This is a genomic window from Alcanivorax sp. HI0083 (assembly GCF_001635175.1).
Genome location: NZ_LWFX01001016.1, coordinates 1 through 1090 on the forward strand (window position 1 = coordinate 1; position 1090 = coordinate 1090).

The window sequence follows — 1090 nt, forward strand, 5'->3', positions numbered from 1 at the left end:
CCTGATATTCCCCATCCACACATTCTTCCATGCGGCGACGCAGCAGACCTTCACTGTCTTTTTCCAGCAACGGGTCCCACAGGCGCCCCCACACTACCTTGATCACGTTCCAGCCGGCGCCACGGAACACGCCTTCCAGCTCCTGGATAATTTTACCGTTACCGCGCACCGGGCCATCCAGTCGCTGCAGGTTGCAGTTCACCACAAACACCAGGTTATCCAGCTTTTCACGCCCCGCCAGAGCGAGGGCGCCAAGGGATTCCGGCTCGTCCATTTCACCGTCACCCAGGAATGCCCAGACCTTGCGGTTATCCTGCTGGATCAACTCCCGGTTCTGCAGGTACTTCATGATGTGGGCCTGGTAGATGGCCTGAATCGGCCCCAGCCCCATGGAGACAGTAGGAAATTGCCAGAAGTCCGGCATCAGCCAGGGGTGGGGATAGGACGACAGTCCCTTGCCATCCACTTCCCGGCGGAAGTTATCCAGCTGCTCTTCGCTGATGCGCCCTTCCAGGTAAGCCCGTGCGTAGACACCCGGTGCCGAATGGCCCTGAAAGAACACCAAATCGCCCTCGTTCTCATCGCTGGGGGCGCGGAAGAAATGATTAAAGCCCACATCGTAAAGGGTGGCGGAGGAGGCAAAAGAGGCGATGTGGCCACCCAGCTCATCATCGTTATCCATGTTGGCCCGCATAACGGTGGCCAGCGCATTCCAGCGCACCAGTGAGCGAATACGGCGCTCCATGAACATGTCACCGGGGATGGCGGCTTCGTCCTTGGGGGCAATGGTATTGAGATAAGGGGTGTTGAGGTGGGTGCGATAAACGCCCTGCTCCTGGGCTTCGTTGGTAATGGCATCGAGTAGCCAGGCGGCCCGCTCGGGACCTTCCCGCTCGACCACGGATTCCAGGGCTTCGAGCCATTCCCGGGTTTCTGCGGGATCAACGTCGTCAAAAAAACTGCGTTTTTGCATGGGCTTGCGTCCTTTTTCGCGTTGCCATGCGCCGCCGCAGGATCACTGCAGCGGCGCTGAAAGAGGCCCAAGGGTGACTGGGCTTGAGACCTGAAGTCTCACGACACCGGTGGCTGG

Annotated in this window: 1 pseudogene; it reads right to left on the minus strand. The window is 59.4% G+C overall.

Annotated features, from left to right (window positions below):
• Positions 1–973 (minus strand): annotated as a pseudogene (aceE, locus tag A3754_RS12585) (pyruvate dehydrogenase (acetyl-transferring), homodimeric type); the annotation flags it as partial.
• Between the last annotated feature and the right edge of the window lie 117 nt (positions 974–1090).